General features: G+C 73.4%; 22 protein-coding genes. 12 read left to right on the top strand and 10 right to left on the bottom strand.

Going from position 1 to position 26,593, the window contains the following annotated elements:
• Positions 1–20 precede the first annotated feature (20 nt).
• The 3 genes from ACZ55U_RS29220 (at position 21) to ACZ55U_RS29210 (ending at position 2,625) form a co-directional block, all read left to right on the top strand.
• Complete coding sequence (locus ACZ55U_RS29220; protein ID WP_465530705.1) at positions 21–1,019, top strand: ArsR/SmtB family transcription factor; 999 nt, start codon at positions 21–23, stop codon at positions 1,017–1,019.
• 117 nt (positions 1,020–1,136) lie between these two features.
• Complete coding sequence (locus tag ACZ55U_RS29215) at positions 1,137–1,448, top strand: hypothetical protein (RefSeq protein ID WP_465530703.1); 312 nt, start codon at positions 1,137–1,139, stop codon at positions 1,446–1,448.
• Between the two features lie 145 nt (positions 1,449–1,593).
• Entirely contained in the window at positions 1,594–2,625 is a 1,032-nt protein-coding gene (locus ACZ55U_RS29210; protein WP_465530701.1) for a hypothetical protein, read from the top strand.
• Between the two features lie 9 nt (positions 2,626–2,634).
• On the opposite strand, the gene ACZ55U_RS29205 is transcribed toward ACZ55U_RS29210, so the two are convergent.
• Positions 2,635–4,239 carry a M4 family metallopeptidase gene (locus ACZ55U_RS29205; RefSeq protein ID WP_465530699.1) on the bottom strand — a complete coding sequence of 535 codons (1,605 nt, stop codon included), beginning with the start codon at positions 4,237–4,239 and terminating at the stop codon, positions 2,635–2,637.
• 160 nt (positions 4,240–4,399) lie between these two features.
• Here ACZ55U_RS29205 and ACZ55U_RS29200 point away from each other — a divergent pair, with 160 nt between their 5' ends.
• The 6 genes from ACZ55U_RS29200 to ACZ55U_RS29175 all read left to right on the top strand — a co-directional run bounded on the left by ACZ55U_RS29200 (position 4,400) and on the right by ACZ55U_RS29175 (position 10,189).
• Positions 4,400–4,801 carry a GNAT family N-acetyltransferase gene (locus ACZ55U_RS29200; RefSeq protein ID WP_465530697.1) on the top strand — a complete coding sequence of 134 codons (402 nt, stop codon included), beginning with the start codon at positions 4,400–4,402 and terminating at the stop codon, positions 4,799–4,801.
• A 164-nt stretch (positions 4,802–4,965) separates the two neighbouring features.
• A complete protein-coding gene (locus ACZ55U_RS29195; protein ID WP_465530695.1) occupies positions 4,966–5,790 on the top strand; it encodes an ABC transporter ATP-binding protein in 825 nt (274 codons plus the stop codon).
• Between the two features lie 129 nt (positions 5,791–5,919).
• Positions 5,920–7,068 carry an iron uptake system protein EfeO gene (gene efeO, locus ACZ55U_RS29190; RefSeq protein WP_465530693.1) on the top strand — a complete coding sequence of 383 codons (1,149 nt, stop codon included), beginning with the start codon at positions 5,920–5,922 and terminating at the stop codon, positions 7,066–7,068.
• A gap of 136 nt (positions 7,069–7,204) precedes the next feature.
• The gene (efeB, locus tag ACZ55U_RS29185) at positions 7,205–8,506 is read left to right on the top strand and encodes an iron uptake transporter deferrochelatase/peroxidase subunit (RefSeq protein WP_465530691.1); all 1,302 of its coding nucleotides are present in this window, start codon (positions 7,205–7,207) and stop codon (positions 8,504–8,506) included.
• A gap of 48 nt (positions 8,507–8,554) precedes the next feature.
• Positions 8,555–9,400, top strand: coding sequence for an iron uptake transporter permease EfeU (efeU, locus tag ACZ55U_RS29180; protein WP_465530689.1), 846 nt, complete (start codon positions 8,555–8,557; stop codon positions 9,398–9,400).
• Positions 9,401–9,574: 174 nt separating this feature from the next.
• Complete coding sequence (locus tag ACZ55U_RS29175; protein WP_465530687.1) at positions 9,575–10,189, top strand: DUF4232 domain-containing protein; 615 nt, start codon at positions 9,575–9,577, stop codon at positions 10,187–10,189.
• 152 nt (positions 10,190–10,341) lie between these two features.
• Here the strand turns inward: ACZ55U_RS29175 and ACZ55U_RS29170 are convergent, their stop codons facing one another.
• Both ACZ55U_RS29170 and ACZ55U_RS29165 read right to left on the bottom strand, forming a co-directional pair.
• Positions 10,342–12,906 (bottom strand): ABC transporter permease, encoded by a 2,565-nt coding sequence (locus ACZ55U_RS29170; protein ID WP_465530685.1) that lies wholly within the window; start codon positions 12,904–12,906, stop codon positions 10,342–10,344.
• A gap of 59 nt (positions 12,907–12,965) precedes the next feature.
• Positions 12,966–13,781: an ABC transporter ATP-binding protein gene (locus ACZ55U_RS29165; RefSeq protein WP_465530785.1), complete on the bottom strand. Its 816-nt coding sequence runs from the start codon at positions 13,779–13,781 to the stop codon at positions 12,966–12,968.
• Between the two features lie 303 nt (positions 13,782–14,084).
• Between ACZ55U_RS29165 and ACZ55U_RS29160 the strand changes: the two genes are divergently transcribed.
• Entirely contained in the window at positions 14,085–15,017 is a 933-nt protein-coding gene (locus tag ACZ55U_RS29160) for a DUF2797 domain-containing protein (protein ID WP_465530683.1), read from the top strand.
• 269 nt (positions 15,018–15,286) lie between these two features.
• Here ACZ55U_RS29160 and ACZ55U_RS29155 read toward each other — a convergent pair whose 3' ends face one another.
• The 4 genes from ACZ55U_RS29155 to ACZ55U_RS29140 all read right to left on the bottom strand — a co-directional run bounded on the left by ACZ55U_RS29155 (position 15,287) and on the right by ACZ55U_RS29140 (position 19,330).
• Complete coding sequence (locus ACZ55U_RS29155) at positions 15,287–15,601, bottom strand: hypothetical protein (RefSeq protein WP_465530681.1); 315 nt, start codon at positions 15,599–15,601, stop codon at positions 15,287–15,289.
• Positions 15,602–15,945: 344 nt separating this feature from the next.
• Positions 15,946–16,683, bottom strand: coding sequence for a succinate dehydrogenase/fumarate reductase iron-sulfur subunit (locus ACZ55U_RS29150; protein ID WP_392871609.1), 738 nt, complete (start codon positions 16,681–16,683; stop codon positions 15,946–15,948).
• Positions 16,680–18,629: a fumarate reductase/succinate dehydrogenase flavoprotein subunit gene (locus ACZ55U_RS29145; RefSeq protein ID WP_465530679.1), complete on the bottom strand. Its 1,950-nt coding sequence runs from the start codon at positions 18,627–18,629 to the stop codon at positions 16,680–16,682. The genes ACZ55U_RS29150 and ACZ55U_RS29145 overlap by 4 nt, the downstream gene beginning before the upstream one ends.
• A complete protein-coding gene (locus tag ACZ55U_RS29140) occupies positions 18,626–19,330 on the bottom strand; it encodes a succinate dehydrogenase cytochrome b subunit (RefSeq protein ID WP_465530677.1) in 705 nt (234 codons plus the stop codon). The genes ACZ55U_RS29145 and ACZ55U_RS29140 overlap by 4 nt, the downstream gene beginning before the upstream one ends.
• Positions 19,331–19,426: 96 nt before the next feature.
• On the opposite strand from ACZ55U_RS29140, the gene ACZ55U_RS29135 reads away from it, so the two are divergent.
• Positions 19,427–20,350 (top strand): LysR family transcriptional regulator, encoded by a 924-nt coding sequence (locus ACZ55U_RS29135; RefSeq protein WP_465530675.1) that lies wholly within the window; start codon positions 19,427–19,429, stop codon positions 20,348–20,350.
• A 103-nt stretch (positions 20,351–20,453) separates the two neighbouring features.
• On the opposite strand, the gene ACZ55U_RS29130 is transcribed toward ACZ55U_RS29135, so the two are convergent.
• The 3 genes from ACZ55U_RS29130 to gcl form a co-directional block, all read right to left on the bottom strand.
• Positions 20,454–21,659, bottom strand: coding sequence for a hypothetical protein (locus ACZ55U_RS29130; RefSeq protein ID WP_465530673.1), 1,206 nt, complete (start codon positions 21,657–21,659; stop codon positions 20,454–20,456).
• Positions 21,660–21,815: 156 nt separating this feature from the next.
• A complete protein-coding gene (locus tag ACZ55U_RS29125; RefSeq protein ID WP_465530671.1) occupies positions 21,816–22,304 on the bottom strand; it encodes a glutathione peroxidase in 489 nt (162 codons plus the stop codon).
• A gap of 158 nt (positions 22,305–22,462) precedes the next feature.
• Positions 22,463–24,244, bottom strand: a complete 1,782-nt coding sequence (gcl, locus tag ACZ55U_RS29120; protein ID WP_465530669.1) for a glyoxylate carboligase — start codon at positions 24,242–24,244, stop codon at positions 22,463–22,465.
• Positions 24,245–24,979: 735 nt separating this feature from the next.
• Here gcl and ACZ55U_RS29115 point away from each other — a divergent pair.
• Positions 24,980–26,461: a SulP family inorganic anion transporter gene (locus ACZ55U_RS29115; RefSeq protein WP_465530783.1), complete on the top strand. Its 1,482-nt coding sequence runs from the start codon at positions 24,980–24,982 to the stop codon at positions 26,459–26,461.
• Positions 26,462–26,593 lie beyond the last annotated feature (132 nt).

The raw sequence follows: 26,593 nt of genomic DNA, 5'->3' as shown, positions 1-26,593 counted from the left end.
GAATCCACGGGGGAGGCTGCTTGGCCGCCGAACTGCTCTTCACCGCGGGTGATCTGGCCCGGATGCGGTTCGCGGTCTCGCCGATGTGGGAGGTCGGTCCGAGCCTGCGGCTGCTGCGCTCGGGCCTGCGACACGCCGTCCACCAGCCCTGGGCGGAGCAGGTTCGGCCCCGGCTGGCGGCGCTCGGCCCGGGGTACGCGCTGCTCGCGGAGGTCGTCCCGCCCGCCGGGTACGTGCCGGACTTCCTCAACCCGGTGCCGGCCGGGCCGGCACCCACGCTGGCGCGGGAGCTGGCGGCGATCCGGGCCACCCCCGCCGAGCGGGTCCGCCGCGACCTCGACCGGCTCGGCCACGAGGCGGGCGGGCTCGGCCCCCGGCTGCGCGCCCTGTACGCCGACCCGGCGGCCGGTCTGGTCCGGCTGACCGGGGCGATCGAGGCGTACTGGGAGCTGGCGCTGGCGCCGTACTGGGCGCGGATCCGCGCCGTGCTGGACGCCGACGTGCTGCACCGGGCCCGGCAGGCCGCCGAGCACGGCTCGGCGCGGGTGCTGAACGACCTGCACGCCGGGCTCCGTTGGTCGGAGGACACCCTGCGGCTGAGCCACCGCACCCGGCCGCTGCCGGGCCGGGCGGCCGGGGCGGGCCTGCTGCTGGTCCCGTCCGCCTTCACCGGTCCGGCGCTCTACACCCGCCTCTCCCCGCCGGACCCGCCGCAACTGGCCTATCCCGCGCGCGGCACCGGCACCCTGTGGGTGCCCGCGTCCGCGCCCGCGGCCGGTACGGAGGCCCTGGCCGCGGTCCTCGGCCGTTCCCGCACGCGGCTCCTGACCGAACTGGCGGCCCCGGCGTCCACCACCGAACTCGCCCGGCGCACCGGGCTGTCGGCCGCCGCGGTCTCCCAGTACCTGACGGCCATGCGGGACGCGCGCCTGGTCAGCGCCCACCGGGCCGGACGGTCGGTCCTGTACGCGCGGACGGCCTCGGCGGAGGCCCTGCTGGCGCCGCTGGAAGAGGGCTGAGCCGGACGCCGGGGACGCCGGGGGCGCCGGGCCGCCGGAGGCCGCAGGGCTCCCGGCGGAGGAGCGGTTGCCGCCGACCCCGGTCGGCTTCGGCCGCCGCCGGTTAGGCTGCCCGGTGTGGAGAAGGAGAACGGCGTCCTGACGGTCTTCGACGGCCGGCTCGTCCTCGACCCGGACACCCGGATCGTCACGGTGGACGGCCCGCAGGTGCGGCTCACCCACGCCGACACCCGGCTGCTACGCGGCCTGATCGAGCTGGGCGAGGGCGTGCACGATCCGGAGGACATCCTCTGGAAGGTCTACCAGGTCGTCCTCCACCCAGGGGAGTTGCGGTTCCCGATGACCGTCCTGAACGTCAAGCTCGGTGAACCGTGGTGGATCGAGCGGTCCGAGGAGGGCTACACCCTGCGGCCCCCGGAGCCGGCGTAGCCGCCCGTCGCCACCCGCGCCGGGGACCCACCCGCGCCGGGGACCCACCCGCGCCGGGGACCCACCCGCGCCGTTCTGGTGTGTGCCCGGAAGACGTTCGCCCGGTCGGGCGGTAGGCGCGGGCGACCGGCCGCATACTGACGCCATGACGAGTGCGGACGGCGGACGCGGTGGCCACGGCCCGGACCGGCGCGGGCTGCTCCGGGCGGGCACGGCGGCGCTGCTGCTGGGCGCGGCGGGGTGCGGCGGCGGGGGAGCGCCGCGCGTGACGGCAACGGGCCCGGCGGCCGGCCCCACCGGCCCAGCGACCCCGACCGGCACCCCGGCCGCCACCCCCACGCCCACCCCGCTGCCCCGCCCGCCCCTGTGGCAGCCCGGCCCCGGAGAGATCCAGCCCGACGTCAAGCGCCGCGCCGTCGAACTGGTCGCCGCGCTCGGCGCCTGGCCACCCGGTGGGGAGGGCGTGGAGGCGGCCCGGGCCCGGGTGGCGGCGCTGGGCCTGCCGCCCGCGCTGGCCGACGCGGCCGGTCCGCTGTCCCCGGAGGCGGCCGAGGCGAGTCTGGAGGTGGTCGTCGCCCAGTACGGCGGCATCCTCGACGACTCCGCGAGCGTGCTGGTGGTCTGCCGGCAGTGGACCCGGGGCGCGGACGGTTCGGTGGCCGAGGGCGGCACCACGGTGGACGTCCGGCTCAGCCGGGCCGAACCGCGCTGGACGGTGACCGACCTGCACCCGGGTGTCGCGGGCCCGGCCACCGCCTCCCCGTCGGCCGCCGTCGCCCGGGCGCTGGCCGAGCCGAGGATCGAGCTGCCGCCGGAGGCCGCCGCCGACCTGCGCAGCGGTACGGTCCACGACAGCGCGGTGGAGGCGATGCTGCGCCTGGCCGGCCCGTACGCGCTGTCGGTGAGCGTGGTGCGCAGCGGCCACCCGCTGGACGTCTTCGGGACGACCCGGCCCAGCGACCATCCGCTGGGCCGGGCCTTCGACGTCTGGCGGATCGACGGCCTGCCGGTGGTCGACCCGGCCACGCCCCGGCAGCTGATCGAGTCCTTCATGCGGGACGCGGCCGCCGCCGGTTCCTACAACGTGGGCGGCCCGGTGGCGATCCCGGGCGTCGGCAACCGGTTCTTCACCGACGACACCCACCACGACCACTGCCACGTCGGGTTCGACCACTGACGGCGGGCGTCAGCCGACGCCGACCGCGCTCCAGGCCGCCGCGACCGCGTTGTACTCGGTGCTGCCGGCGCCGTACAGGTCGCGGGCCGCGTTGAGCGAGGCGGCGCGGGCGCCCTTGTAGTTGGTGGTGGAGGTCATGTAGACGGTCAGCGCGCGGTACCAGATCCTGGCGACCTTGTCGTTGCCGATGCCGGCGACCGCGGAGCCGTTGCAGGTCGGGCTGTTGTAGGTGACGCCGTTGATCGTCTTGCTGCCGCTGCCCTCACTGGCCAGGTAGAACCAGTGGTTGCCGACGCCCGAGGAGTAGTGCACGTCCAGGCCGCCGACCGAACTGCTCCAGCAGTCGGCGGAGCGTCCGTCCAGCGAGGGCTTGTCGAAGCGGCGCAGCCACGGCGGGGTGGACTGGTCGCTGAACAGGTAGTCGCCCTGGTCGATGCCGTTGCCGGCGTAGAACTCGACCATGGTGCCGAAGATGTCGCTGGTGGACTCGTTGAGGCCGCCGGACTCGCCGCTGTAGCGCAGGTTGGCGGTGGCGCTGGTGACGCCGTGGGTCATCTCGTGGCCCATGGTGTCGAGGTCCACCTGCTCCGGGTCGGTGGTGCCGTCACCGTCGCCGGTCATCATGCAGAAGCAGCTGTCGGACCACTGGGCGTTGTCCCACCTGGTGCCGACGTGCACGAAGACGGTGGCGCCCTTGCCGTCGTTCTTGATGCCGTTGCGGCCGTGGACGTTCTTGTAGTAGTCGTACGTCCAGGCGGTGTTGGCGTGGGCGTCGACGGCGGCGGTGGAGCGGTCGGAGGAGAACTTCCTCCCGTCGCCCCAGACGTTGGTGGTGCTGGTGAACGCGGTGCCGGAGGTGGCCTTGAGCGAGCTCGCGGAGGCGTTGTTGGCGTCCTTGGTGACGTGGCCGCGGACCGGGTCGGTCAGGGTGTAGCCGCCGCCGGACCTGGCGGTGGTGTCGAGGGTGACCGTGCCGGTGTACTCGGAGTTGCCGGTGCCGGCCGCCTGGTGCTCGGCGTCGTAGGACTCGATCGGCGCGCCGGTGGTGGCGTCGGTGACGACCACCCTGCCGGCCGGCTCGCCGTGTGGGCCGGTGCCCTCGACGGTGGTGCGCCAGGCCAGCCGGGGCGTGCCGTCGGCGGCCCAGACGACCAGCTCCGGGGTGCTCACGGCGTCCTGGACGCCCGGGGCGGCGGACAGCGCGCCGGCCGCGCCGGACTGCGCGGGCACCTTCGGGACGGTGGACTTCACGGCGGCGTCGTGGGCGGCCGCGCGGGAGGAGTCCTTGAGCCTGCCCCTGGCGTCCTGGTGGACGACCAGGTCGCCGCCGACCACCGGCAGGCCCTGGAAGGTGCGGTCGAAGCGGACGTGCGAGGCACCGTCGGCGTCCAGCACGACGTCCTTGAGCACGAGGTCCTGGCCGGCGCCGAAGCCGAACACCCCCGCGTTGCGGGTGACGTTGGCGCGGGCCTGGGCTATCGCGCCCTCGCGAGCACCCGGGGCGCCGGAGGCGGCGGAGGCCGTGGCGGCCGGGACGGTGGCGCCGGCGAGGGCGGCGACGAGGGCGACGGCTCCGGCCGTGCGGGCACGGCGGGAGGAGGGGGTGGGGGTCACGCTGACTCCAGTGGGGGTAGCGGTGCAGGGAAAGGAGCTGCGACCGAGATTGACGGAGTTCAGTCAGACAGAGCCAGAGGAAAGGTCATAACTTTGCCAAGTCGTGTCCTTGGTCAATAAAAAAATGATCGGAAGTTAACAAGCCCTCTACAGTGCCGTCGTGACGATCGACTACCTGTGGCGCGGCCCGCTCGACGACCCCGAACTCGACGCCCTGCACGCCGAGGGCTTCGGCCACCCCGGCGGGCCCGGCGGCCGGCGCGCCCGCCTGGAGCGGCACAGCCTCGGCTGGGTCACCGCCCGCCGAGCCGCCGACGGCGCCCTGGTCGGCTTCGTCAACCTGGCCTGGGACGGTGGCGTCCACGCGTTCCTGCTCGACACCGTGGTCTCCCCGGACTCCCGCCGCCGAGGCGTCGCCACCCGGCTGGTCGCCGAGGCCGCCGACGGCGCCCGCGCGGCCGGCTGCGCCTGGCTGCACGTGGACTTCGAACCCCACCTGCGCCCCTTCTACCTCGACGCCTGCGGCCTGCGCCCCACCGACGCGGGCCTCCTGGCGCTCTGAGACCGCCAACTCCGTTGGGGCGCCCGGCCGCTGCTTGAGTCCACCCCTCGGACGGCCCGACCCGGACCCGGCCGACGGTTGTACTCTGCACGCGGACGGACGGCGCCGGCCCGTCCGGTGCGGCGCCCCGCCCGCACCCTGCCCGGAGCCGCGATCGGAGTCCCATGAACACGTCCGCCCCCGACTTCGACGGGCCGCTGCTGCGCACCCGGGACGTGGACGTCGTGCGCGACGGCCGCCACCTGCTGCGCGGAATCACCCTGGAGATCCGGCCCGGCGAGCACTGGGCGCTGCTCGGCCCCAACGGCGCGGGCAAGTCCACCCTGCTGTCGCTGCTCGGCGCGGTCTCCCACCCCACCCGGGGCGAGGTCGACGTGCTCGGCCGCCGGCTCGGCCGGGTTGACATCCGCGAGCTGCGCGCCCACCTCGGACACGTCAACCCGCGCCACCCGCTGCGCTCCCCGCTGACCGTGCGCGAGGTGGTGCTCACCGGGCACACCAACACCATCGAGCCGGAGTTCCACCGCAAGCCCGCGCCGGAGGCGCTGGAGCGGGCCGAGCGGCTGATCGACACGCTCGGCATGCGCGCGATGGCCGAGGCCGCCTGGACCACCCTCTCCCAGGGCGAGCGCGGCCGGGCCCTGATCGCCCGCGCGCTGATGCCCAGCCCCCGTCTGCTGCTGCTCGACGAACCCGCCACCGGGCTGGACCTGACCGCCCGGGAGCTGCTGCTGGACAGCCTCGACCTGCTGCGCCACCAGCACCCGGAGCTGGCCAGCGTGCTCGTCACCCACCACCTGGAGGAGCTGCCCGAGAGCACCACCCACGCCCTGCTGCTGCGCGGCGGCGAGTGCGTCGCGGCCGGGCCGGTGGACGAGGTGATGACCACCGCGCTGATCAGCGAGACCTTCGGCCACCCGATCCGGATCAGCCGCCACGAGGGCCGCTGGACGGCGCGGGCCGCGGCCCGCCGGACGCCGGAGAGGTAACGGTTGAGGGGGCGGGTGTAGACGGAAAACCGTCTTTACGTAAGGTATGCCTTAGCTAATGATGGTCTGCTGGTCCCCGGCCGGCCGCACCGCCTTGGCACACCCATGCCCTTTTCCGTTGGAGCCCGCATGTCCGCCCGTCGCCGTTCCACCACAGCCGCGCTGCTCACCCTCGCCGTGGCGACCGCAGCCCTGGCCGGCTGCGCGTCCAAGAAGGACGACAAGGCGGCCGCCTCCGACGCGGTGAAGGTCAACGCGACCGACACCGCCTGCGAGGTCTCCAAGACCAGCTTCCCGGCCGGGCACGTGGTGCTGGACATCAGCAACAAGGGCTCCAAGACCACCGAGGTCTACGTCTACGGCGACGGCGACAAGATCGTCACCGAGCGCGAGAACATCGGCCCCGGCACCAAGGCCAGCATCAACGCCGAGATCAAGGCCGGCTCGTACGAGATCGCCTGCAAGCCCGGCATGGTCGGCAACGGCATCCGCCAGAAGATCACCGTCACCGGCGAGGGCGGCAGCGCCGCGGCCGCCGACCCGCGCCTGGCCGCGGCCGTCGACGCCTACCGCGCGTACGCCCAGGAGCAGGCCGACGCGACCGTCCCGGCCGTCGAGGCCTTCGCCGCCGCGATCAAGGCCGACGACCTGGAGAAGGCCAAGTCGCTGTTCGCGCCCTCGCGCACCGGCTGGGAGCGCACCGAGCCGGTCGCCGAGAGCTTCGGCGACGTCGACCCGAAGACCGACACCCGCGAGGACAAGCTGGAGCCCGGCCAGGAGTGGACCGGCTGGCACAAGCTGGAGAAGTCGCTCTGGGCCGACGCCAAGATCGGTGACGACGAGAAGAAGCTCGCCGACCGGCTCGTCGCCGACCTCAAGGACTGGCAGAAGAGGATCCCCGAGGCCGAGATCACCGCGACCGGCATGGCCAACGGCGCCAAGGAACTGCTGGACGAGGTCGCCACCAACAAGATCACCGGTGAGGAGGACCGCTACAGCCACACCGACCTGGCCGACTTCCACGCCAACGTCGAGGGCGCGCAGAAGGCCTACGAGCTGCTGAAGCCGGTCGCCTCCGAGAAGGACCCGGAGCTGGCCAGGACGCTGGACTCCGAGTTCGCCGAGATCAACGCCCTGCTGGCGAAGTACAAGCAGGCCGACGGCACCTTCACCTCCTACGACAAGGTCACCGAGGCCGAGCGCAAGACCTTCTCCGACGCGGTCAACTCGCTGGGCGAGCCGCTGTCGAAGCTGGCCGCCGCCGTGGTCGTCAAGTAACCGGCCCCACCGCCACCCGAAGTACCCCACCGACGCCGTGGCCGCCCGTGATCCGGGCGCCACGGCCTCCGTGGGTCAGCGCACAGACGTCCGGCACAGCAGAGAAGTCCGGCACAGGAGAAGGGCCCGCCCACCGATGGACGCGGAGAACGAGCAGCAGAACGGGACGCCGACCGCCGGCGCCACCGCGACCAAGGGCGCGGTCAGCCGCCGCGCCGTCATGGGCTGGGCCGGCGCGGGGGTGGCGCTCGGCGCCGCCGCCGTCGGTTCGGTCGCCGCGGCGAGCCGGCAGGACGACACCGCACCGGTGACCGCCACCCGAGCCGGCGCCGAGGTGCCGTTCTACGGCGACCACCAGGCGGGCATCTCCACCCCGGTCCAGGACCGCCTGCACTTCGCCGCCTTCGACGTCTCCGAGAAGGCCACCAGGGAGTCCCTGGTCAAGCTGCTCAAGGAGTGGACCAAGGCGGCCGCCGCGATGACCGGCGGCCGTGAGGTCGGCACGGGCGCGGTGCCCGGCTCGGCGGAGGCGCCGCCGGACGACACCGGCGAGGCCCTGGGCCTGCCCGCCTCCCGGCTCACCCTGACCATCGGCTTCGGCCCGAGCCTGTTCGAGAAGGATGGCGTGGACCGCTTCGGCCTCCTGGCCAAGCGCCCCGAGGCCCTGATCGACCTGCCGAACTTCAAGGGCGACAAGCTCGACCCGGCCCGCAGCGGCGGCGACATCTGCGTCCAGGCCTGCGCCGACGACCCGCAGGTCGCCGTGCACGCGATCCGCAACCTGGCCCGCATCGGCATGGGCACCGTCAACATCCGCTGGTCGCAGCTCGGTTTCGGCAAGACCTCCTCGACCACCCCGGACGAGCAGACCCCGCGCAACCTGATGGGCTTCAAGGACGGCACCCACAACATCGCGGGCACCGACACCGACAAGCTGGCCGACCACGTCTGGGTCGCCCCCGGCGACGGCCCGGAGTGGATGACCGGTGGCTCCTACCTCGTCGCCCGGCGCATCCGGATGCACATCGAGACCTGGGACCGTGCCTCGCTCAAGGACCAGGAGGACACCTTCGGCCGCACCAAGGGCGAGGGCGCCCCGTACGGCAAGGCCAAGGAGCACGACGCGCCGGACCTCGCGGCGATGCCCGCGACCGCGCACGTCGCGCTCGCCCACCCGGACGCCAACAACGGCCTGATGATCCTGCGCCGCGGCTTCTCCTTCACCGACGGCACCGACGGCCTCGGCCGCCTGGACGCGGGGCTGTTCTTCCTCGCCTACCAGCGCGACACCCGCAAGGCCTTCGTCCCGCTCCAGCAGAAGCTCGCGGCGAGCGACAAGCTCAACGAGTACATCCAGCACGTCGGCTCCGCCCACTTCGCCTGCCCGGCGGGCGTGCGCAAGCCGGGGGAGTGGTGGGGCCAGGCCCTGTTCGGCTGACCTCCCGCCCGCCTCCTCGTACCACCTCTACACCCCCCAGGAGCCCGCGTGTTCGGCAACTACCTGATCGGCCTGCGCGAAGGCCTCGAAGCCAGCCTGGTCGTCTGCATCCTGATCGCCTATCTGGTCAAGACCGGCCGCACGGACAAGCTGCCGCCGGTGTGGATCGGCGTCGGCTCGGCCGTGGCGCTCTCCATGGCCTTCGGCGCGGTGCTCCAGTTCGGCTCCTCGCAGCTCACCTTCGAGGCCCAGGAGGCGCTCGGCGGCTCGCTGTCGATCATCTCGGTCGGCCTGGTGACCTGGATGGTCTTCTGGATGCGGCGCACCGCCCGGCACCTGAAGACCGAGCTGCACGGCAAGCTGGACGCGGCGATCGCGATGGGCACCACCGCGCTGGTGGTCACCTCCTTCCTGGCCGTCGGCCGCGAGGGCCTGGAGACCGCGCTGTTCATCTGGTCGGCCGTGCAGGCCACCGACGACGGCTGGAACCCGCTGATCGGCGCCGCGCTCGGCCTGCTCACCTCCGTGGTGCTCGGCTGGTTGTTCTACCGGGGCGCGCTGAAGATCAACCTGGCCAAGTTCTTCACCTGGACCGGCGCGATGCTGGTCGTGGTCGCGGCCGGCGTCCTCGCCTACGGCGTGCACGACCTCCAGGAGGCAGGCTGGCTGCCCGGCCTGCACAGCACGGCCTTCGACATCTCCAGCACCATCCCCAAGGACAGCTGGTACGGCACCCTGCTGAAGGGCGTGTTCAACTTCCAGCCGGACCCGACGGTGCTTCAGCTGGTGGTCTGGCTGCTCTACCTGATCCCGACGCTGGCGGTGTTCTTCAACGTCCTCGGCGGCGGCCGGACCAAGCCCGCCAAGCCGGTGGCCGCCAAGCCCGCCGCCTGACCGGCCGTTCCACCACGGCGCCCCGCCCGGCACTGCACCGGGCGGGGCGCCGTCGTGTGTGGGGGCGCTCCTCACGCTCCGTCGACGGCGGCCGTTCGGGTGGCAGCCCGTCCGGGCCGCCACCATGCTGGGAGCTGCACAGTCTCGCTACCTCCGCATACCCATGGAGAGAACATGAAGGGCCGCAGATCCACCCGGCTGCTCACCGCCGGTCCCGCGACGATCGCCGCCGTTCTGCTCACCGTGTGCAACGGCACGGGAGCCTGGGCACAACCGACCACGTCCGTGACGGCCGCCGCCCCCGGAGCGGCGCGCAGCGCGCCCGCGGCCACGCCGAAGGCCGACGAGCGGTGCCGGGCCGACGAACTCGCCGCCACCGTCCAGATCCAGGACGCCGGTTCCGCGATGGTGATGCTGACGAACAAGGGCAGCCGCACCTGCACCGTCGAGGGCTACCCGGGCTTCGTGGGCCTCCTCTCCGACGGCAGCCCCGAGAAGGTGGCCGTCAAGCGCGTGGCGCACCCCGGACCGCCCGTCCTGGTCACCCTCAAGAAGGGCACGACCGCCTTCTCCGGCCTCAAGTGGGCCTCCTGCGACAAGGGCAACCCGACCTGCCACGTGCTCTTCGGGCTCCAGCTCACCCCGCCGGACGGGACCAAGCCGCTGAACACCACGGTGCTCGGCCTGGACGGCAAGCCCCTCACCATTCCTCTGCCGGTCTCCGCGGCGGGGCTGACCACGGGCACCCTCCAGCCCATCAGCCAGGGCGTGTTGTTCCCCAAGCAGTGACGCGCCGCGTCGGCCGGCGACGGGCGGCTCCGGCACGGAGCCCCGCTGTGCGTCCGTCGGGCGCCGGCCGGCCGACGTCCACCGATGGCATGCCGGAGCCCCCGGCCGGTTCCTTCGAACCGCCCGGGGGCTCCTGGTGTCCCGCTGCCGGACTACTGGCTCTTGATCGCGCCGAGGATGTCCAGCTTGGACGCCCGGTAGGCCGGCCAGAGCGCGGCCAGCAGGCCGATCACGGCGGCCGCGAGCAGGTAGCAGGCGGTCTGCACCGGCGGCACCACCGTGGTGATGCCCTTCAGGTTGTCCGCCATCGTGCGCACGGCCGCCCAGGCGGCCAGGATGCCGAGGCCGACACCCACCAGCCCGCCGAACAGGGCGATCAGCAGCGACTCCAGCCGGACCATCCGGCGGATGCCGAGCCGGTCGAGGCCGACCGCCCGCAGCATGCCGATCTCCCGGCGGCGCTCGAACACCGACATCGCCATGGTGTTGACCACACCGAGCACGGCGATCACCACGGACATGCCGAGCAGGCCGTACATCATGTTCAGGATCCCGGTGATCATCGAGCGGTTCTCCGCCTTGATCTCCTTGGCGCCCTTGACCGCGATCAGCGGGTTGCCGCCGGTCGCGTCGCGCAGCGCCTGCTTCAGCTCCGGGGTCGCGCCGTCGACGCCCTTGACCAGGACCTTCTCCGGGCCGGAGCCGGGCAGCGCGTGCGGGCCGACCACGGACTCGGGGGCGACCATCGCGGGCAGCAGGCTGCTGGAGTCCAGGATGCCGCCGACGGTCAGCGTGCCCTTGGCACCGTCCGGGTAGGTCACGGCGAGGGTGTCGCCGAGCTTGTAGCCGCCGTGCTCGGCGCGGCCCGAGCCCACCAGCAGCTTGCCCTGCTTGAGGGCGTCGGCCGAGCCCTCGGTGACCTTGACGGTGGCCACCCGGTCGATGGTGGCGGCGTCCATCGCGGTCAGCCACTCGCTGTCCTCGCCGTTCGCCCCGACCTTCACCGGGACGCCGAGCTCGGCGCTGATCGCGCTGACGCCGGGCGCCTTGGCGATCTGGGTGGCGACCTCGGGGGAGAGCGACGAGAAGTTCTGCATCGTGACCGTGTAGTCGGCCTTGAGGTCGGTCGCGGTGAGCTTGTCCACGGCCTGGTTCACCGAGGCGCCGATCACGGTCAGCGAGGTGATCAGGGTGACGCCGATGGTCAGCGCCGAGGCGGTGGCGGCGGTGCGGCGCGGGTTGCGGACCGCGTTCTCCTGGGCCAGCTTGCCGGCGGCGCCGTACACGGTGCGCAGCAGCGGGGCGATCAGCGCGATCAGCGGGCGGGAGAGCAGCGGGGTCAGGACGAACACGCCGATCAGCAGCGCGCCGGAGCCGAGGCCGACCAGCTTGACCTCCTTGCCGGACACGCCGGCCAGCAGCGAGGCGGCACCGGCGGCGGAGAACAGCAGGCCGATGGTGTTGCGGACCCGCAGGCTCTTCTGGGTGGCGGGCTGCTCGACCGCGCTCATCGCCGCCACCGGGGCGATCCGGGAGGCCCGGCGGGCGGGCAGCCAGGCGGCGAGCACCGTCACCAGCACGCCGACGGCCAGGGCGGTGATCACCGTGCTCGGGCCGACGATCAGCGGACCGTCCGGCAGGTTGGCGTCCATCGGGCCGTTGAGCAGCGACTTGAGCCCGGCGGCGATGCCGATGCCGGCCAGCAGGCCGGTCACCGAGGCGGTCAGGCCGACCAGCAGCGCCTCGATCTGCACCGAGCGGGTGATCTGGCGGCGGGTGGCGCCGATGGCGCGCAGCAGGGCCAGCTCCTTGGTGCGCTGGGCGACCAGCATGGTGAAGGTGTTGGCGATGATGAAGATGCCGACGAACAGCGCGATCCCCGCGAAGCCCAGCAGGAAGGTGCTCAGCACCCGGGTGCCCTGCTTGATCATCCGGTCCTGCTCGTCGGCGAGCTCGCGGCCGGTCTTGGCCTCGATGTTGTCGCCCTGCGGGGCGGCCTGCTTGACGGCGGCGAGCAGCGCGGCGTCGTCGGTGCCCGGCTTGGCCTTGACGTCCAGCTCGGCGAAGCGGCCCGGGGTGAGGTAGAGGCGCTGGGCGGTGGCGGTGTCGAAGGCGGCCAGCGAGCCGCCGGCGACCACGCGGGGGTCGTTGGTGTGCACGGTGCCGGTGAGCTTGAGGTTCATCACCGGGCCGTTGACGGCGACCCGGACGGTGTCGCCGACCTTGAAGCCGCCCTTGTCGGCGGTCTTGGCGTCCAGCACGACCTCGGTGGCGTCCTTCGGGCCGCGGCCCTCGACCAGCGGGTAGCGCGGGTCGGTGCCGTCGGCGCCCGGCACGTAGTTGGTGCCGGTGGTGGAGAAGCCGTTGCCGATCAGCGCGCCCTTCTTGTCGGCGATGCCGGCGAAGCCGCTGACCACGCCGCGGACCTCGGCGGCGCCGGGCAGCGCGGCGACCTTCGTGCGGGTCTCCTCGGTGAGCGTCGGGCTGTCGACGGCCCGGTCGCCCTGGTCGTAGCTGCGGTTGGCGGCCTCGCTGTCGCTGACCGTGACGGCGATGTCGGTGTAGCTCTTGGAGTTCTGGGTCCTGAGCGCGTTGCCGAGGGTGTCGGAGAAGACCAGGGTGCCGGCCACGAAGGCGGTGCCGAGCATGACGGCCAGTACCGTCATCAGCAGCCGGCCCTTGTGGGCGAGCACATTGCGCAGTGCGGTGCGGAACATGAGGGGGTGTCAGTCCTGGGGGTACTCGGGGGACGGGTGGCGGTTCGGCGTCAGGGCGGTCAGCTGGTGCGGCCCTTGGCGTCGAAGCGGCGCATGCGGTCCAGGACGGTGTCGGCGGTGGGCTGGAGGAGCTCGTCGACGATGCGGCCGTCGGCGAGGAAGACGACGCGGTCGGCGTAGGAGGCGGCGACCGGGTCGTGGGTGACCATGACGACGGTCTGGCCGAGCTCGCGCACCGAGTTGCGCAGGAAGGAGAGGATCTCGGCGCCGGAGCGGGAGTCGAGGTTCCCGGTGGGCTCGTCGGCGAAGATGATGTCGGGCTTGGCCGCGAGGGCGCGGGCGCAGGCGACGCGCTGCTGCTGGCCGCCGGAGAGCTGGGAGGGGCGGTGGCTGAGGCGGCCGGACAGGCCGACGGTGTCGACGACGCGGTCCAGCCAGGCCTTGTCGGGCTTGCGGCCGGCTATGTCCATCGGGAGGGTGATGTTCTCCAGGGCGGTCAGCGTGGGGAGCAGGTTGAAGGCCTGGAAGATGAAGCCGATGTGGTCGCGGCGCAGCTGGGTGAGCTGCTTGTCCTTGAGGCCGACGAGTTCGGTGTCGCCGATGGTGGAGGAGCCGGAGGTGACGGTGTCGAGGCCGGCCATGCAGTGCATCAGGGTCGACTTGCCGGAGCCGGAGGGGCCCATGATCGCGGTGAACTCTCCCTGCGGGAAGGTGACGGTGACGTTGTCGAGGGCGACGACGCGGGTCTCCCCCTCCCCGTAGACCTTGTTCAGGCTGGTGGCTCGGGCGGCCGCACGACCGGTGTGGACGGCGGTTGCGGGGAACGTCACGTGGACTCCTCGAACGGGTGGACGGAATGTCTGACTCCGATCCATCATTCCAAAACGTTCGAATGCGACGTGTATGCCACGCGGACGGCCGTCCCCCGCCGACCCGGCGGTGTGGCGGGGGGCCTTCTCCTCCTCAGGTATGACCCCGCCCCCTGGGGGCGGCTTGGAGGCCGGACCGTTCGCGGCGGGCCCGGCGGGCCCGGCGGGGGTGGCCGCGGCGGCGGTGACCCTCGACGGTGGTCGGACGGGTGGACCACGACAGCGCAGGTCCCAGGAGATCTCGCCGGGGCGGCCCGCGCCGTCGGCGGGGCCGGGTAGTCTCGACGGTCACCGACGGCAAGGAGCGACGTGACGATCCCCCCGCAGCACCCCCAGCCCGGCGGCTGGATCTCCACCGGCCTGAGCTGGCAGGACGGCAGAGCCGTGCTCGGCGCCGCACGTGGCGCCCAGGTGCACGAGCGCGCCGTCACGCCGGGCACGGAGGTGGGCTGGCTGCTGGGCGGCCCGCGCCGCTGCGTCGGGGCGTGGCTGGCCGGGGCGACGGAGCGCACGCCCTGCCCGCACCAGGCGGTGATCGATCCGGCCGCCGGGGCGACGCAGTGCCCGGCGTGCCAGAGCGTGGACCGGGGCCTGGCCCTCGCCCGGGACCAGATCCTCGACGACGGCCGCACCTACCTGCTCTACCTCGCCTGGTTCGGCGAGGGCCTGCTCAAGGTCGGCCTGACAGCCGAGCAGCGCGGTGACAGCCGACTGCTCGAACAGGGAGCGCTGGCCTACGCGTTCACCGCCCGCGGCGGCCTGCCGGCCGTCCGCCGCGCCGAACTCACCGTCGCCGCCTCGGGATTGGCCCGCGAACGGTACAAGTCCCGGCTCAAGACGGAGCAGTGGTGGTCGCACGGAGACGCCCCGTACCGCCGTACGGTGCTCACCGAGGCCCGCGCCCAGGCGCACCGGCTGCTGGACGGCCACGCCCTGGAGCTGCTCTCCGACCGTCCGGTGGTCGACCACGTCGAGCGCTACGGCCTGGCCGGCGGCGCCCCGGAGGCCTACCGGGAGATCACCGGGCTGGCCGACGGCGCGGTGGTCGCCGGGCGGCTGAGGCCGCCGGTGGGCCGGCACCTCTTCCTCGACCAGGCGGACGGCTCCGGCCCGCTGCTGCTGGACACCCGGCTGCTCACCGGCTGGACGCTCAGCCCGGTCACCGGCCGCGGCTGTGAGGGCCTGACCCTGCAGGAGCGCGTGCGCCCGCCGGAGCCGGACACCCAGGAGGCGCTGTTCTGACGGCGGCCCGCCCTCCGGCCGCACGGACGGGCCCCGGCCCGCACGCGCGCGGCGTACGGGCCGGTTCGGCCCGGGCCGTTCGCCGGGTGGCCACCTCCACACCGCCGAACTGCCCGGCCCCAGGCGGCTGTTGTGAAGCCGAGCAGGGCATCCGGCACGAGCTGACCCGGGCGCCGACCGATCGCCCCGGCGGCGCGAAGGCCAGGAGCACGCTCGGCCCGCTGCTCCCGTCCGTCCGGCAGCAGGCCGGGACGCCCGGACTCCGGCGGTCAGCCCAGCTTGCTGCGCACCCCGCCGGGGCCGGACCGGGCCCGGCGGGAGCGCGGTGGCCGCGACGGGCGGACGTCGGAGCGCGCCGTCCGCTCGGAGGCCTCGGCCGCCTCGGCGGCGCGCCCGGCCAGCGCCGCCCGGGCCGCGGCCAGCGCGACACGGGCGAGCAGCGGGTCCTCCTGCACACCGGCGGCGCGCATGGCGCGCTGGCAGGCCGTGCACCAGACCGGGGAGGCCGGCCCGTCCGGGTACGTCATCTCCTCGGGCGGCAGGTAGTGCCCACCGCACTCGACGCACTCGAAGATGAACCTCATCCGATGATCACCGTCCCCGATCCGTGGCACCGACCGCAGGGCGACCAGTAGGTGTGGACCCTGGGCACCATGCTTCCTTCCTCGTCGAGTTCGACCGTGGCCTCGGTCTTCTCCGTCCCCCCGGAGCCGCCGCACCCGGAACAGGACTGAACCTGGGGCATATGCCGTCCTTCCGTAGCGGAGCACCACCGTAGCGCGAATCCCCGTCGGGGAGCACCGCCGCCGGCGATCCACCACCCGTACGGGTAGTGCGAAGCGCCGCCGTGCGCCCCGCGCGGAGCCGACGGCGTCGGCCCCCTCGCCCGAGCACCGGAGCGAGGGGGCCGACCGTCCGTCGGGAGCCGTCAGCCGCGGGCGGCCCGCAGGAACTCCCGGTTCATCGCCGCGATGCTGGGCAGCGGGATGCCCTTGGGGCAGGCGGTGGCGCACTCGCCGGTGTTGGTGCAGCCGCCGAAGCCCTCGGCGTCCATCGCCGAGACCATGTTCCGCACCCGGGCGGCGCGTTCGGGCGCGCCCTGCGGCAGCACGTTGAGGTGCACCACCTTGGCCGAGGTGAAGAGCATCGCCGAGCCGTTCGGGCAGGCCGCCACGCAGGCGCCGCAGCCGATGCACTCGGCGTGCTCGAACGCGGTGTCGGCCACCTCCTTGGGGACGGGCGTGGCGTGGGCCTCGGGGGCGCTGCCGGTGGGGGCGGTGATGTAGCCGCCGGAGCCGATGATCCGGTCGAAGGCCGAGCGGTCCACCACCAGGTCCTTGACCACCGGGAACGCCGCCGCCCGCCAGGGCTCGACGTCGATGGTGTCGCCGTCCTGGAAGTGCCGCATGTGGAGCTGGCAGGTGGTGGTCCGCTCGGGGCCGTGGGCCTGGCCGTTGATGACCATGCCGCAGGCGCCGCAGATACCCTCGCGGCAGTCGTGGTCGAAGGCGACGGGCTGGTCGCCGCGGGTGATCAGCTCCTCGTTGAGGGTGTCCAGCATCTCCAGGAAGGACATGTCCGGGCTGATGCCGCTGACCTGGTAGGTGGTCATCGAGCCGGGTGCGTCCGGGCCCGCCTGGCGCCAGATGCGCAGGGTGAGGTTCATGCGTAGCTCCGCTGGGTGGGGTGGACGTACTCGAAGGCGAGGTCCTCGCGGTGGAGGACGGGTGCCGCGCCGGTGCCGGTGAACTCCCAGGCGGCGGCGTAGGAGAACTCCTCGTCGCGGCGGGCGGCCTCGCCGTCGGGGGTCTGGCTCTCGGTGCGGAAGTGGCCGCCGCAGGACTCGGCGCGGTGCAGCGCGTCCAGGCACATCAGCTCGGCCAGCTCGAAGTAGTCGACCAGCCGGTTGGCCTTCTCCAGCGACTGGTTGAGCTCCTGGCCGGTGCCGGGCACCTTGATCCGGCGCCAGAACTCCTCGCGCAGCGCCGGGATGCGCTCCAGCGCCCGCTTGAGACCGGCCGCGTCGCGGGCCATGCCGCACTCGTCCCAGAGCAGTTCGCCGAGCTCGCGGTGGAAGGAGTCCGGGGTGCGGTCGCCGTCCACCGCGAGGATCAGGTTGAGCCGGTCCTCGACCTCGGCCTCCACCTCGGCGATCACCGGGTGGTCGGCGGGCACCGCGGGCAGCGGGTGGCGGGCCAGGTAGTCGTTGATGGTGGGCGGCAGGACGAAGTAGCCGTCGGCCAGGCCCTGCATCAGCGCGCTGGCGCCCAGCCGGTTGGCGCCGTGGTCGGAGAAGTTGGCCTCGCCGATCGCGAACAGGCCCGGGACGGTGGTCTGGAGGTCGTAGTCGACCCACAGCCCGCCCATCGTGTAGTGGATCGCCGGGTAGATCCGCATCGGCACCCGGTACGGGTCCTCGGCGGTGATCCGCTCGTACATCTCGAAGAGGTTGCCGTACTTGGCCTCGACGGCCTCGCGGCCCATCCGGCGGATGGCGTCGGCGAAGTCCAGGTAGACGCCCTGGCCGCCGGGGCCGACGCCGCGGCCCTCGTCGCAGACGTTCTTGGCGGCCCGGGAGGCGATGTCGCGCGGCACCAGGTTGCCGAAGGAGGGGTAGATCCGCTCCAGGTAGTAGTCCCGCTCGTCCTCCGGGATCCGCTCCGGCGGCCGGTCGTCGCCCTTCGCCTTGGGCACCCAGATCCGGCCGTCGTTGCGCAGCGACTCGCTCATCAGGGTGAGCTTGGACTGGTGGTCGCCCGAGCGCGGGATGCAGGTCGGGTGGATCTGGGTGAAGCACGGGTTGGCGAAGTAGGCGCCGCGCCGGTGCGCCCGCCAGATCGCGGTGGCGTTGGAGTTCTTGGCGTTGGTGGAGAGGTAGAACACGTTGCCGTAGCCGCCGCTGGCGAGCACCACGGCGTCCGCGGTGTAGGAGCGGATCTCGCCGGTGACCAGGTCGCGGGCGACGATGCCGCGGGCCCGGCCGTCGACCACCAGCAGGTCCAGCATCTCGGTGCGCGGGTGCAGCTCCACGTTCCCGGCCGCGATCTGCCGGGACAGCGCCTGGTAGGCGCCGAGCAGCAGCTGCTGGCCGGTCTGGCCGCGGGCGTAGAACGTCCGGGAGACCTGCACCCCGCCGAAGGACCGGGTGTCCAGCAGGCCGCCGTACTCGCGGGCGAACGGGACGCCCTGGGCCACGCACTGGTCGATGATCTCCACCGACACCTGGGCCAGCCGGTGCACGTTGGACTCGCGGGCGCGGAAGTCGCCGCCCTTGACGGTGTCGTAGAACAGCCGGCGGATCGAGTCGCCGTCGTTGCGGTAGTTCTTGGCCGCGTTGATGCCGCCCTGGGCGGCGATCGAGTGGGCCCGCCGGGGGGAGTCCTGGAAGCAGAACTGGACGACGTGGTAGCCCTGTTCGGCCAGGGTGGCGCCGGCCGCGCCGCCGGCCAGCCCGGTGCCGACCACGATCACGGTGTGCTTGCGCCGGTTGGCCGGGTTGACCAGCTTGGCGTCGAACCGCCGCTGGTCCCAGCGCTGTTCGATCGGCCCGGCCGGGGCCTTGGTGTCGGCGACGGGCGCGCCGACGGTGTAGTCGAGGTACGTGCTGCTCACTTCACCACTCCGGTCATCACGGCCACGGGGACGGACAGGAAGCCGGCCGTCAGCACCAGCGCCAGGCCGTTGGCGGTCAGCTTGAGGGCCCGGTCCCGGCGGGCGTTGTTGGCACCGAGGGTCTGCGCGGCGCTCCAGAACCCGTGCCGGATGTGCAGGCCGAGGGCCAGCATCGCGAGGACGTAGAACACGTCGACGTACCAGCGGCCGAAGGAGGCCACGATGTTCTGGTACGTCTGGCTGTGATCGGTGCCCGGGTTCACGGTCAGCGTGGTGAGGTCGAGGATGTGCCAGACGACGAACAGCGCCAGGATCACCCCGCCCCAGCGCATGGTCCTGGTCGCGTAGCTCGCCCGGCGGCGCCGGTGCGCGTACTTGCTGGGGCGGGCCGCGAGGTCGCGGCGGCTGAGCTGGTACGCGCAGACGCCGTGCAGCACGACGGCGGCCAGCAGGCCGACCCGGGCGATCCAGAGGAACCACTCGTGGCCCAGGAAGGGCCGGCCGATGGTGCGCAGCCAGGCCGCGTAGCCGTTGATGTCGTCCGGGCCGAAGAACACCTTCAGGTTCCCGAGCATGTGCGCGACCAGGTAGAGCAGCATGGCCAGCCCGGTGACGGCCATGACCGCCTTCTTGCCGACGGTCGACCGCCACAGGGTCGCCAGGGTGGACGGATGCCGGCCCGTCCGTGTCGCGGTTGTCATGGCTGCAACGGTAGGGAAGGCGCCTTGGGTACGTCCAAGACATGATGCGGCTCATCACGATAGGTGTCGGCTATCGACGGGGCCTATCCTGGCCCTGTGCAGCTCCAGCAACTCCGCTACTTCCTGGCCGTGGCCGAGACCCGGCACTTCACCCGGGCGGCCGAGGCGGCACACGTCGCCCAGCCGTCACTCTCGCAGCAGATCCGTTCGCTGGAGCGGGAGTTGGGGGCCGAGCTGTTCCACCGCACCCGGGGGAACATCGCGCTCACCGACGCCGGGGACGCCCTGCTGCCGCTGGCCCGGCGCATCCTCGCGGACACCGAGAGCGCCCGGCTGGCGGTGCAGGAGACGGTGCAGCTGCGCCGCGGCCGGGTGCGGCTGGGCGCGCCGCCGAGCCTGTGCACCAGCCTGGTGCCGGACGTGCTGCGGGTGTTCCGGGACCGCTACCCGGGGGTGGCGCTGGCGGTCCGCGAGGGCGGCTCGCGCGACCTGGTGGGCTGGCTGGCGGCGGGGGAGCTGGACCTCGCGCTGATCATCACCCGGCCGGGCGGCGAGCAGTCGCCGGCGCTCGCGGTCACCGAGCTGCTGCACGAGGAGCTGGTGCTGGTCGAGGCCGAGCGGCAGACGCGGCGCAGGGTCCGGGTGGCGGAGCTGAAGGGCCGGCCGCTGGTGATGTTCCGCGAGGGCTACGACGTGCGCGAGGCGGCGCTCGCGGCCTGCCGGGCGGCCGGGTTCGAGCCGGAGTTCGCGGTGGAGGGCGGGGAGATGGACGCGGTGCTGGGCTTCGTCCGGGCCGGGATCGGGCCCGCGATCGTCCCCGGCATGGTGGCCGCCCGCTCCGGCCTCGCGGTGACCGCCTTCGCCGGGCCGGGGCTGGGCCGCACCATCGCCGTCGCGCACGGCCACGAGGTGCCGCTCACCCGCGCGGCGGAGGCGCTGCGCACCACCCTGCTGGCGCATCTGCGCGACGCCGCCCGGGCGGGTGAACTGCCGCCGGGGACACGGCTGTTGCTGTCGTGACCGGCGCACTCGGCGAGGACGGCGCCCCGGCCGGGGACCGGGGCGCCGTGACCGTGCTCACCGCGGCGGCACCGGGCTGTGGGCCCGGCGTCCGCGGTGGTGCTCAGCCGCCGCCGTAGGTGGCCTGGGTGACCGCGAAGACGTTGCGCGCGCCCGTGGTCTCCTGGAGCGACCACAGCAGGTCGGGCCCGGTGGCGTCCTCCCAGTAGGAGAGGCTCTCGCCGCCGCCCACCCAGGCGAAGGTGGCGGGGCCGGCGGTCGGGGTCCAGTAGGAGAGCTTCTTCTGCGCCGAGGAGTTGAACCACCACCGGCCGTTGTGCGAGGCCACGCCGTTGAGGTTGTACCAGGGCAGTTGGAGGGCCTGGCTGGCGGTCGTCGTCGCGTCGAACGTCGTCGCTCCGGAGGCGAACGGGAAGCGGACGGCCCTCGGCGGGCGGTTGGGGTAGTCGGCGCAGCCCGACTGGCAGGTGTACTCCGTCATCACGATCGACTTGCTGACCCGGTCGAGGGAGATCGACGACCACACCAGTTTGTCGGCGGAGGTCGTCTGCGCCGTGATGGTGCCCACCTGGGGCAGCACGTAGGCGTAGTTGTGGGCGTAGTAGACGGACCCGGACTGGCGGCCGATCTGGTCGGCGGTGCCGCCGGTGTCGGTGTTGAGGATCTTGCGCATGTCGAAGACCCGCATGCCGCGCCCCGTGTCGGCCACGTAGAGGTAGTCGCCGTACCAGGAGACGCCGCCGGCGTGGATCGGGATGTCCTTGAAGTCCGGCGCGTCCGGGGTGCCGGTCGGCTCCACCAGGAGGACCTTGCGGTAGGTGTTGGGGTACGTGGCGTCCCAGTCGACCAGGGTGATCCGGCTGCGCTGGTGGGCGCCGCCGCAGGCGTCCGTGGTGTACCAGCTCACCAGCACGAGCTGGTGGCCGTCGTAGTTGCCGCTGTTCGCCGTGCCCACGGCGTCACGGGTCGTCGTGATGCCCTGGGGGACGTTGCGGCAGTCGGAGTTGTCGCCGTCGTCGAACCGGAAGCCGGTGGACAGCCCGGCGACGGAGAAGGACGAGGGGAGCGCCTGCCGGTCGTGGTTCGCGTTCTCCATCACCGTGTGCACGGCCGAGGTCCCGAGCGTGCCGACGAGCGCCGAGTCGAGTGCGTCGAACTTGTGGTAGTCCGCGGTGAGGGTGTAGTCGGACGCGGGCAGCGCCGTCGGCGCCGCCGCGGCCGCCGCCGGCGGGGCACCGGCGAGCGTGCCGGTGACGAGCAGGCCGGCCGCCAGCAGCGCTCGTGCCGCTGTTCGGACTTGACGGAACATCGAGGTGGGCCTTCCGTGGGGAGTGGATCGACGGGGCACACACGGTAGGGGCGCGCTCGGCATGTCCGCAACAGCCCGGGGAGGGCCGGAGCGGGCCCGGGGCGGTGCACGGCGACGGCCCGGAGCCGGGGCCCCGGGCCGTCGCCACGACCGTGCTCAGGCGGGCAGCACGGCCTCGATCGCCGCCACGAGCTCGGCCGACTCCGGGTCGACCGGCGGGCGCAGACGGGCGGCGACGGTGCCGTCCGGGGAGATCAGGAACTTCTCGAAGTTCCAGGAGACGTCCCCGGCCTGGCCCTGCGCGTCGGCGACCTCGGTCAGCCGGGCGTACAGCGGGTGCCGGTCCTCCCCGTTGACGTCGATCTTCTCGAACAGGGGGAAGGTCACGCCGTAGGTGGTGGAGCAGAAGGCGCGGATCTCCTCCGCGGTGCCCGGCTCCTGCCCGGCGAACTGGTTGCAGGGGAAGCCCAGCACGGTGAACCCGCGCCCGGCGTACCGCTGCTGGAGCCGCTCCAGGCCCTCGTACTGCGGGGTCAGGCCGCACTGGGAGGCGACGTTGACGATCAGCAGCGCCTTCCCCTTGTGGTCGGCCAGCGAGGCGGGCTCGCCGGCCAGGGTGCGCAGCGGGATGTCGTACAGGCTCACGGTGGTGGTCCTCTCGGAGTGTCGTCGGGCCGGGCCTCTTCCGGGGCCACGGTAGCGTCCGCGAGCCGGCCGCCCCGGCTCGGCGTGCCGGTGTCCCGGGCGTGCGGGGGCGCGCGGAGCGGCTCGTCCGCCCCCGCACGCCCGGAGCGTGCGACCGGTCAGGCGGTCAGCGGCCTGATCGCCGTCGGGGCGTGCTCGGGCAGGGTGGCCAACTCCTCGAACTCGTTGACCTTGTCGATGTCGCTGCCGCTCATCGAGATGTTGGTGACCCGCTCCAGGATCGCCTCGACCACCACCGGGACGCGGAACTCGGCGGCCAGCTTCTTGGCCTCCTCGAAGGCGGGCAGCAGGCCCTCCGGCTCGGTGACCCGGATCGCCTTGCAGCCCAGGCCCTCGACGACCTTGACGTGGTCCACGCCGTAGACGCCCAGCTCCGGCGCGTTGATGTTCTCGAACTCCAGCTTGACCTGGAAGTCGATGTCGAAGTTGCGCTGCGCCTGGCGGATCAGCCCTAGGTAGGAGTTGTTCACCAGCACGTGGACGTACGGGATGCGGTGCTGGGCGCCGACGGCCAGCTCCTCGATCATGAACTGGAAGTCGTAGTCGCCGGACAGGGCGACGACCTGGCCCCCGGGGTCGGCGGTGGCGACGCCCAGCGCGGCCGGGACGGTCCAGCCGAGCGGGCCGGCCTGGCCGCAGTTGATCCAGTGCCGGGGCCGGTAGACGTGCAGCAGCTGGGCGCCGGCGATCTGGGACAGGCCGATGGTGGTGACGTAGCGGGTCTCCGGACCGAAGGCCCGGTTCATCTCCTCGTACACCCGCTGCGGTTTGAGCGGCACGTCGTCGAAGTGGGTGCGGCGCTGGAGCCGGGCCCTGCGCTCCTGGGCGGTGGCGGCCCAGGCGGTGCGGTCCTTGAGCGTGCCGGCCTCCCGCAGCTCGCGCGCCACCTCGACGAACAGCTCCAGCGCGGCCCGGGCGTCGGAGGCGATGCCGAGGTCCGGGGCGAAGATCCGGCCGAGCTGGGTGGGTTCGACGTCGACGTGGACGAAGGTGCGGCCCGCGGTGTAGACGTCCAGGCCGCCGGTGTGGCGGTTGGCCCAGCGGTTGCCGATGCCGAGGACGAAGTCGGAGGCGAGGAAGGTCTCGTTGCCGTAGCGGTGGGAGGTCTGGAGGCCGACCAGGCCGGTGTTCAGCGGGTGGTCGTCCGGGACGGTGCCCCAGCCCATCAGGGTCGGGACCACCGGGACGCCGGTGAGCTCGGCGAACTCCAGCAGCAGGTCGGAGGCGTCGGCGTTGATCACGCCGCCGCCCGCGACGATCAGCGGGCGCTCGGAGGCCTGGAGCAGGGCGAGGGCCTTCTCGATCTGGGTGCGGTTGGCGGCCGGCTTGTAGACCGGGAGCGGCTGGTAGGCCTCCGGGTCGAAGTCGATCTCGGTCAGCTGGACGTCGATCGGCAGGTCGATCAGGACGGGGCCGGGGCGGCCGGAGCGCATCAGGTGGAAGGCCTGCTGGAACACCCCGGGCACCTGCGCGGCCTCCAGCACGGTGGTGGCGGCCTTGGTGACGGGCCGGGCGATCGAGGCGATGTCGACGGCCTGGAAGTCCTCCTTGTGCAGCCGGGCGACGGGGGCCTGCCCGGTGATGCAGAGGATCGGGACGGAGTCGGCGATCGCCGAGTACAGGCCGGTGATCATGTCGGTGCCGGCCGGGCCGGAGGTGCCGATGCAGACCCCGATGTTGCCGGCCGCGGCGCGGGTGTAGCCCTCGGCCATGTGGGAGGCGCCCTCGACGTGCCGGGCCAGGGTGTGGCTGATCCCCCCGGAGGCCTTGAGCGCGGCGTAGAAGGGGTTGATGGCCGCGCCCGGCACGCCGAACGCGACGTCGACGCCTTCGAGCTTGAGGATCTCCACGGCCGCGCGGGCGGCTGTCATACGGGGCATCGGATCTCTCCTGCGTCGGCCCGCAGTGGCTCGGAGGGCTCATCTCCCGAATTCCACCATACGGAAGAGCGGTTTCTGTATGCGGAAACAAAGTAGGGCGGGGTTCGGTGGGGCGTCAAGGGGACTTCAACAGGATGTGGAAGCTCCGGCGGGGTGCCGGAGGGCTCCGAGTCGCACGCCAGGACGATGCTCGCGCTGGTGTGCCAGGGGAAGCGGACGCTCCGGGCCGGAAAGCGCAGCCGGTGTGCAGTGCCGGTGAAGGGACGGTGCCCCGGGTGGGGCTGCCCCGCGGCCCTGGGTACCGTCGGTGGCACGCCGGGCCCGTGACGTCCGACTGAGGCCGCGGCAGGGGGTTCGGGGCCGTCCGGGGCCCGGGGGAGCACCGGAGCCGGCCCGCCCAGGGCCGGCGCGCCCGGTCCGCCGTTTCCGAGCGAGGGACGCACCCCCCGGCCGCACCGACCCGACACCCGCCGCCGCGCTCAGGTCCGACCGGACCCGCGGCCGTACCGAGGCCGCCGCGCTCCGGCGGTCCCGCCCCCCTTCTCCGCTCCCCACCCGTGCAACGGCGCGCCCGCTGCGGCCGGCGCGCGGAAGGAACGTCCCCATGCGCTGCTCCCGCTCTACCCGGTCCCTGGCGGTGACCGGGTGAACCCGCCACCGCACCGGAGCGACAGCCCGCCGGGCCGCCTGCGCGAACCCGGCCCGCCGGGCCGGCCGCGCACCCCGGCCGCCGCGCTGCGCGCCGTCCCCTGGCGCCACGACCTGCCGGCCTCGCTGGTGGTGTTCCTGGTCGCCCTCCCCCTGTGCGTCGGAGTGGCCGTCGCCTCCGGCGTCCCGGCCGAACTCGGTCTGGTCACCGGCATCGTCGGCGGCCTGGTGACCGGACTGCTGCCCGGCAGCAGCCTCCAGGTCAGCGGGCCCGCCGCCGGGCTGACCGTCCTGGTCGCCGACGCCGTCCAGCGCTTCGGCGTCGGCGCGCTCGGCCTGCTGGTGCTCGGCACCGGCCTGCTCCAGCTGGCGATGGGCGCCCTGCGGCTCGGTCGCTGGTTCCGGGCCATGTCCGCCTCGGTGGTGCACGGCATGCTGGCCGGCATCGGACTGACCCTGGTGTTCGGCCAGCTCTACACCCTCGCCGACCGCCGCGCCCCCGCCACCGGACCGGAGAAGATCGCCGGCCTGCCCGCCCTGCTGCGGGACGTGCTGACCGCCGCGGCGAACCCGAGCGCCGTCGCCCTCGGCCTCGGCACCCTGCTGATCCTGATCGCCTGGAAACACCTGCCGGACCGCGTCGCCCGCGCCCTGCCCGCCCCGCTGGCCGCCGTCGGCGTGGCCGCCGCCGTCACCGCCGCCGCCGACCTGCCGGTGGCCCGGATCCACGTGGCCGGACTGCTCGACGTGGTGCGGCTGCCCGAGCGGGACGCTCTGGCCGAGCTGGTCGGCACCGCCGGCCTCGGCACGCTCGTCGCCTTCACCCTGATCGCCTCCGCCGAGACGCTGTTCAGCGCCGCCGCCGTCGACCGGATGCACCACGGCCCGCGCACCGACTACGACCGCGAGCTCACCGCCCAGGGCATCGGCAACGCCGTCTGCGGACTGCTCGGCGCGCTGCCGATGACCGCCGTGATCGTGCGCAGCGCCACCAACGTCCAGGCCGGGGCGCGCACCAGGGCCTCACGCGTCCTGCACGGCGGCTGGCTGCTGCTGTTCACCGCGCTGCTGCCCGGCGCGCTCGGGCTCGTCCCGCTCACCGCGCTGGCCGCGGTGCTGGTGCACGCCGGGGCCAAGCTGGTGCCGCTGCGCCGGGTCGTCGCGCTCTGCCGCGGGCACCTGGGCGAGGCGGTGGTGCTGGTGGTGACGGCGGGCGCGGTCATCGCCACCGACCTGTTCGACGGGGTGCTGATCGGCGTCGGCCTGGCGGTGGCCAAGTCGGCCTGGCAGACCTCGCAGCTCCAGATCACGGTGGAGGAGCAGGTGCGGCCGACCGGGCAGCCGCTGCACCGGGTCCGGCTGAGCGGCAACGCCACCTTCCTGCGGCTTCCCCGGCTGCTGGACACCCTTGAACGGCTGCCGGGGGACCGGCCGGTGGAACTCGACTGGTCCGGGCTGCGCCATCTGGACCACGCCTGCACGGTGGCCCTGGTCGCCTGGGCGGCCCAGCACCGGGCCCGCTCCACCGAGCCGCTGGCGGTCGAGCCGCCGCTGCCCTCGGTGGCGTGAGGCCTCGGAGGACCTGAGCACCCCCTAGCCTGGTGGGGGGGGGGGGGGGGGGGGGGGGGAGGGGGGGGGGGGGGGGGGAGAGGGGGGGGGGGGGGGGGGGGGGGGGGGGTGTTGTTGTGTGCTCTGGGGCGT

Source organism: Kitasatospora sp. NPDC034533, assembly GCF_055575155.1.
This window is presented reverse-complemented; position numbering and strand designations above follow the sequence as displayed.

What these genes read in the sequence shown, in the direction of transcription:
- ACZ55U_RS29210 (WP_465530701.1), top strand. Translation starts at nt 1,594, where the DNA reads ATGACGAGTGCGGACGGCGGACGCGGTGGCCACGGCCCGGACCGGCGC.
- ACZ55U_RS29195 (WP_465530695.1), top strand. Translation starts at nt 4,966, where the DNA reads ATGAACACGTCCGCCCCCGACTTCGACGGGCCGCTGCTGCGCACCCGG.
- efeO (WP_465530693.1), top strand. Translation starts at nt 5,920, where the DNA reads ATGTCCGCCCGTCGCCGTTCCACCACAGCCGCGCTGCTCACCCTCGCC.
- efeB (WP_465530691.1), top strand. Translation starts at nt 7,205, where the DNA reads ATGGACGCGGAGAACGAGCAGCAGAACGGGACGCCGACCGCCGGCGCC.
- ACZ55U_RS29175 (WP_465530687.1), top strand. Translation starts at nt 9,575, where the DNA reads ATGAAGGGCCGCAGATCCACCCGGCTGCTCACCGCCGGTCCCGCGACG.
- ACZ55U_RS29170 (WP_465530685.1), bottom strand. Translation starts at nt 12,906, where the DNA reads ATGTTCCGCACCGCACTGCGCAATGTGCTCGCCCACAAGGGCCGGCTG.
- ACZ55U_RS29165 (WP_465530785.1), bottom strand. Translation starts at nt 13,781, where the DNA reads ATGGATCGGAGTCAGACATTCCGTCCACCCGTTCGAGGAGTCCACGTG.
- ACZ55U_RS29155 (WP_465530681.1), bottom strand. Translation starts at nt 15,601, where the DNA reads ATGAGGTTCATCTTCGAGTGCGTCGAGTGCGGTGGGCACTACCTGCCG.
- ACZ55U_RS29150 (WP_392871609.1), bottom strand. Translation starts at nt 16,683, where the DNA reads ATGAACCTCACCCTGCGCATCTGGCGCCAGGCGGGCCCGGACGCACCC.
- ACZ55U_RS29140 (WP_465530677.1), bottom strand. Translation starts at nt 19,330, where the DNA reads ATGACAACCGCGACACGGACGGGCCGGCATCCGTCCACCCTGGCGACC.
- ACZ55U_RS29130 (WP_465530673.1), bottom strand. Translation starts at nt 21,659, where the DNA reads ATGTTCCGTCAAGTCCGAACAGCGGCACGAGCGCTGCTGGCGGCCGGC.
- gcl (WP_465530669.1), bottom strand. Translation starts at nt 24,244, where the DNA reads ATGCCCCGTATGACAGCCGCCCGCGCGGCCGTGGAGATCCTCAAGCTC.